Here is a 5632-nt window from a genome sequence, read left to right as displayed (position 1 = left end):
CCGCCGCGCCGCCCGGTCCGGTGCCCCCGGTCAGTTACCCGGCGCCGGCCCAGTACGCCGCACCACCCACCGTCGACCTGAACGCCATGCCCGGCGCGCCCGCGCCCGGGGTCGGCCCGCAGCCCCATCCCCCGACCGAGCCGGCGGTCCCGGAGGTGAGCGCTCCGCACGGGGGGAGCGCTCCCCACGCCCAGGCCGGCGTACCGGTCTCCGGGCAACCCGCCGATCGCACCGCCGAACTGCCCACCTGGCCGCCGGCCGAGGCACCCGCACCGCAGTGGCCGGCGCCGGCGGCGGGAGGCGGCTGGCAGGCCACCCCCACCGGGGCCGGCTGGCGGTCCACGCCGGCGGGGAGCGGTGGGTACCCGCCCACCGCACCGACGCCGCCGAGCGGCTACCGCCCGCCGTTCGCCCCGCACGGCCCGTACGCGACCCAGTCCCCGGGGGCCGCTGCGGCGAAGGCACCGAAGCCGCCGAAGCCACCGAAGCGCCCGAAGGAGCGTTCGGCGCTCGGCGCGGTGACCTTCTCCGTGATCTTCCTGGCGCTGGGCCTGGTCGTCATCCTCGACCTGCTCAACGTCTTCGACGTCGGCGCGTCGGCGTACTTCGCCGCGGCGCTCGCCACCATCGGCGTCGGGCTGCTGGTGGGCACCTGGTTCGGCCGGGCCCGCTGGCTGATCGCGCTCGGCCTGGTGACCGCCGCCGCGCTGGCCGTGGCGACGGTGGCCGAGTCGTACGACCGCTTCCGGGGCGTCGACGGCGCGGTGACCTGGGCGCCGCCGAGCTACCAGGATCTCGCCACGCGCTACGAGAACAGCTTCGGCGACGCGGTGCTGGACCTGCGCTCGGTCGACTTCACCGGGCACGACGCCGAGATCACCGTCTCGGTCAACTTCGGGCAGGGCACGGTCGTCGTGCCACAGAACGTCGACGTGACCACGGTGACCGACGTCAACGCCGGCGACGCGACGGTCTTCGGCCAACACCAGGCCGGGGCCGCCGGCGGATCCCGGGAGTTCACCGACCTCGGCGCGGACGGCGCCGGCGGCGGGACCCTGCGCCTCTTCGTCCACATCAATGCCGGAAGCCTGGTGGTGACCCGATGAAGGCACACCGTACCGACCTCGTCTCCTTCGCCTTCGGGCTGCTCTTCCTGGCGCTCGCCGCCTGGTGGCTCTCCGGCAAGATCCTCGGGCTCGCCCTGCCGCCGGTCGGCTGGTTCCTGGCCGGCGGGCTCATCCTCATCGGCGTCTTCGGTCTGGTGGGTGCGCTCCGCTCGGGGCGGCACGCCGAGTGGGAGACGGCCACGGCCGACGCCGCGCCGGCCGCCGACGTGTCCGAGGCCGCGCCCGCGGGTACGCCGGCCGGCGGCGCGACGGCCGTCGACGGGGAGCGGCGAGCCGACCTCCCGGCCACCGGAGCCGGCCCCGGGTGGCACCCGGACCGGCCCGTCTCCGGCGGGATCCTCCCCGGTTGGGAGCCGGACCGCCCGACGGCCGGTGGGATCCACCCGGCCTGGCAGGTGGAGGAGACGGCCGAGATCCGGCCGGACGGCGTCGACGACCGGCGCCCGGCGGATCCGGCCACGGCCACCCTCGATCCGGCGGACCCCACGACGGCCGGCATCGATCGGCCGGATGCCGGCGCCGGTCCCGACCGGGTGGAGGGTCTCGACGCGCGGCCGACCGGGACGAACGCCGGCGGGCGGACCGAGGAGTGGTCGAGCGGCGGCCGGGACGGCGTCGCCGAGCCCGGGTCGGCTCGCCCCGACGACGGGGACGACCCGCGGCGTTGACCGGGCCCGGCGGGGAGGGCGGTGGGAGCCGGCTCATCGGCGGCGGTGCGATCGGCGCGGGGGGACGCCTATGCTGGCCGATGGAGTTTCCGCCTCCGTGGGTCGATCCCACCCCGCCGCGGCGGCCCGTCGCGCTTGCCGTGTCTACCCCGTCAGGAGCCCGTCCGACATGACCCAGTCCCCCGCCGTGCGTACCCCCGGCCGGCCCGGTCCGGTCCGTATCGGTGAGCGAGCCGCCCGTACCCTCGTCACCGAGCTCGCCCGGCTCAACGACTCGAAGGCCGCGCTGCTGGTCGGCGTGAACTCGCAGTCCGCGGTGCTCGCCGCGGCGATCGAGGCGTTGTTGCCCGGTGACCGGCTCACCGTGGTGGCCACGGAGGGAGGCTCCACCACCGCGCTGCGCGAACACGTCGCCGCCCAGGGCCGGTGGGTCGCCGACCGGGTCCGGGTGGTCGACTCCCTCGCCGAGGCCGACCCCGCCGAGGTGGTGATCGCGGCCGAGCCGCTGCTCGGCACGGCCGACGAGACCCGCACCACGATCGAGACCCTCACCAAGTACCTCAGCGACGGGGCGGTGCTCAGCGTGGCGACCGCCGCCGGGCCGGGCCGGACCGCGGGCGCGGCGGCGGAGCTCGATCGGCAGGGCGCCCTCCACGGTGTCGGCGTCGACCTGGTGCTGCGCAACTCGCCGCCGGTACGTCTGCACCGGCTCCGGTTCAGCCCGGCGAGCCCGGCCACGGCGGCCCGGCTCGCCCCCGCCCACCGGCCGTCGAGCGTGCCGCTGACCCGGACCATGCACATCGACTCCAACGGGGTCGCCGCGGCCGGCATCACCCTCAGCCTGGCCGCGCTGGCCCGGCTGGCCCGGCCGAAGTCAAAGCTCTGGCTCCTGCCGGCGCTCGCCGCCGCCCCGGTCGCCGCGTTCTTCCGCGACCCGGAGCGGGACGTGCCCGAGGACCCGGCGGCGGTGGTGGCCGCCGCGGACGGCCAGGTGCTGTCGGTGCAGCGCCTGCACGACGAGCGCTTCGGCGACGGCGAGTGGCTGCGCGTCGCGGTGTTCCTGTCGGTGCTCGACGTGCACGTCAACCGCGCTCCGGTCGCCGGCAAGGTGGTCGACTACTTCGTGGCCGACGGCGGGTTCGTCAACGCCATGAAGCCGGACGCCGAGCACAACGTGGCCGCGTACACGGTGCTGGACACGGTGCACGGCACGGTGGTGGTCGCGCAGCGCACCGGCCTGATCGCCCGCCGGATCGTGCAGCGGGTACCCATCGGCGCGCTGCTGGCCAAGGGCGAGCGCTTCGGGCTGATCCGCTTCGGTTCGCGTACCGACGTCTACCTGCCGGCGGACGCGGCGGAACCGCTCGTCGGCCCCGGCGACAAGGTGGTCGGTGGCACCACGGTGATCGCCCGCTGGCTCTGAGCCGAACGACGAGAAGGGGCGCCGCGGATCGCGGCGCCCCTTCTTCGTTCGGTACGGGTGTGGCCGCTTCCCCGCCCGGTCAGGCGGCTCGCCGCTGGCGCAGCCAGAGCACCGGCCCGCTGACCAGGTAGCCCACGACGACCAGGGCGAAGGTGAGCCGGATGTCGACAAGCGCGCCGACCACCGGGGCGAGCCACAGCCACGGCGGCAGCTTCACCAGCCGGGCGAGCTTGGCGTACGGGAAGCTGGACACCATCGCGAAGGCCAGCAACGCCACCCCGACCAGGAGCACCGGCCCGGGCACGGGCAGACCGATCGCGACGGTCACCGCGAGCACGGCCGCGGCCATGGTGGTCGGCACACCGCAGAAGAACCGGCCGTCCTTGGGGCTGACGTTGAACCGGGCGAGCCGGATCGCGGCGCAGGCCGCGACGAGCGCGCACGCGACGGCCGCGGCGGCGGTCGACACGGAGCCGGCGAGCGAGGCGTAGACGACCACCGGGGCGGCGAGGCCGAACGAGCACATGTCGGCCAAGGAGTCCATCTGCGCGCCGAAGGGGCTGGCCACCCCGAGCTTGCGGGCCAGCGCGCCGTCCAGGCCGTCGAACGCCACGCAGGCGATGAGGGAGAGCGCGGCGATGCGGACCTCGCCCTGCATGGCGAGGAAGATGGCGAGCATGCCCAGGGTGAGGCTGCTCAGGGTGCATGCGTTGACCAGGGCGAACTTCACCCGGCGGGTGGCGGTGCGCTCGCCGGGCAGCAGCGGGACGGACCGGGACGCCGCGTCGTCGGGCTCGGTCACCGGCAGCACCGGGTTGACCGGTGGCAGCGCCGGGCTGACCGGCATGACCGCTTCGACCTGGGCCCGGCTGAACCGGTCCAAGCCGTAGCGACGGCGGCCGGCGTAGCGCGGCTCGACCAGGGCGGTGTCGACGCCGCCGGTCAGTTCGCCATCGCGCCGGCCGACCCGGACCAGCAGAACCTGCCGGGCGAACGCTCCACTGCGGCGGAGCGGGCCCGCCCAGCGACGCCCTGCGGGGCGCGGACTGTCAGTCGTACGACGCCGGCGCCATGGGGCTCTCGGCACGCTTCCTCCATCACCGGATGAGTCGTGGGGGACGTACATCCGGCTGTCTCGTACCGGGCCGCTCTCGGCCCGGCAGCCGTTGTGCGGAGTACACCATTGCACAGGGAACGGCGCTTGGCGATAGCTGTCGGCGGGCTTTATATCTCCATATACCGCTCAGACGGCTCTCTCGTTCGCATCCCGGGCCTCATCGCCCGTTATCCATCATTCCCTACCTCGACTGTAACCCAACGGGCCGGAACCGGCTCGCGCGGTGCGGCTTATCTGCGCCGCCGTCCGGTTGCCCAGGCAGCGACGTCCGTCAACGGCAGGTCGTCGAGTCGGTCGGCGGTGAACCACGCGGCGCGGGCCGTCGAGCCGCCGGCCGCCTCGGTGACCCGGGCCTCGGTGGGCGTCGCCACCACAACCCGGTAGATCACCCGTACCCCGTGCCAGTCGAGCGGGCGCCCCTCGGGCCCGAACGCGGCCGGGTTGTGCAGGTTGTTTACACCCATCAGCTCGGTCACCCGGCCGAGCTGCCCCGCCTCCTCGACCAGTTCGCGCAGGAGCGCGGGTTCGGGCTGTTCACCGTGGTCCGTGCCGCCGCCGGGCAGGTGCCACAGTCCGGCGCCGGGATACCCCTCGGCGATCATCGTGAGCAGCACCCGACCCTGCGGGTCGCTGACCAGCCCGTACGCGGCGAAGCGCAACCGGCGGTCGCCGAGTGGCGGGAACGAGGACGGGTCCGCGTGTCCCGCGGGCAGCGGTGTGACGGGAAGGCCGAGCAGTTCGGCGGTGAACGGCATCAGCGGCACCTCGGCCGCCTGCTGCGGCGTGAACCAGCGGGCCGAGTCGGTCACCCCCGCCGGCCCGTCGCGCAGCGCTCCCCCGGTGACGGCCAGGTCGAAGACCAGCCGGTCGGTGTGCAGTGAGACGTCCGCCTCGGGAAACGACGTGACGTCCGCGAGCGCCGCCCGGAGCCGGGTCACCTCGACGGTCAGCCCGGTCTCCTCGGTCGCCGAGCGGAGCACGGCGTGCGCGGGGTGTTCGGCGTGCGGCACGACGTCTCCGGGCAGGTGCCAGACGCCGGGGAACCGGGCGCCGGCGGAGCCGCGTACGAGCAGTACCCGGCCGTCGTCCCGGCAGAGCCCGTACGCACCCACCTGCCGCCGCTGCCGCATACCGTGGCCCCCGCCCGCGTCCCTGTCCGGTCGATCATGAAGTTATCGCCGACCATCCCGGCGTGTCCCGACAATAACTTCATGATCACCGGGGCTGACCCGGCCGGGGCTGACCAGCACCGATCAGGACCTGACCAGGACCCGACCAGGACCGGGCGGGACCGGGT

The 5632-nt window shown here is 74.8% G+C and carries 4 protein-coding genes and 1 pseudogene; 3 read left to right on the top strand and 2 right to left on the bottom strand.

The genetic code is table 11. The features are described 5' to 3' along the window. The 3 genes and pseudogenes from E1211_RS30300 to E1211_RS30290 form a co-directional block, all read left to right on the top strand. The coding region (locus tag E1211_RS30300) for a LiaF domain-containing protein (RefSeq protein ID WP_243709775.1) at positions 1-1106 on the top strand (1106 nt) is incomplete at its 5' end. Next, positions 1103-1286 (top strand): annotated as a pseudogene (locus E1211_RS30295) (hypothetical protein); the annotation flags it as partial. The gene E1211_RS30300 and the pseudogene E1211_RS30295, both read left to right, overlap by 4 nt. Positions 1287-1964: 678 nt before the next feature. Further along, positions 1965-3218, top strand: a complete 1254-nt coding sequence (locus E1211_RS30290) for a phosphatidylserine decarboxylase (RefSeq protein WP_132353368.1) — start codon at positions 1965-1967, stop codon at positions 3216-3218. A gap of 79 nt (positions 3219-3297) precedes the next feature. Here the strand turns inward: E1211_RS30290 and E1211_RS30285 are convergent, their stop codons facing one another. Together E1211_RS30285 and E1211_RS30280 are read right to left on the bottom strand one after the other, a co-directional pair. Further along, on the bottom strand, positions 3298-4305 hold the full coding sequence (locus E1211_RS30285; RefSeq protein ID WP_243709774.1) for a phosphatidylcholine/phosphatidylserine synthase: 1008 nt from the start codon (positions 4303-4305) through the stop codon (positions 3298-3300). A gap of 260 nt (positions 4306-4565) precedes the next feature. Then, on the bottom strand, positions 4566-5465 hold the full coding sequence (locus E1211_RS30280) for an NUDIX hydrolase (RefSeq protein WP_132353364.1): 900 nt from the start codon (positions 5463-5465) through the stop codon (positions 4566-4568). Positions 5466-5632: the final 167 nt, after the last annotated feature.

The organism is Micromonospora sp. 15K316, from assembly GCF_004348525.1.
GTDB lineage: Bacteria > Actinomycetota > Actinomycetes > Mycobacteriales > Micromonosporaceae > Micromonospora.
This window is presented reverse-complemented; position numbering and strand designations above follow the sequence as displayed.

Bases quoted from the DNA above. Each gene is read 5' to 3' on its own strand.
- E1211_RS30280 (WP_132353364.1), bottom strand. From the start codon at position 5,465: ATGCGGCAGCGGCGGCAGGTGGGTGCGTACGGGCTCTGCCGGGACGAC.
- E1211_RS30290 (WP_132353368.1), top strand. From the start codon at position 1,965: ATGACCCAGTCCCCCGCCGTGCGTACCCCCGGCCGGCCCGGTCCGGTC.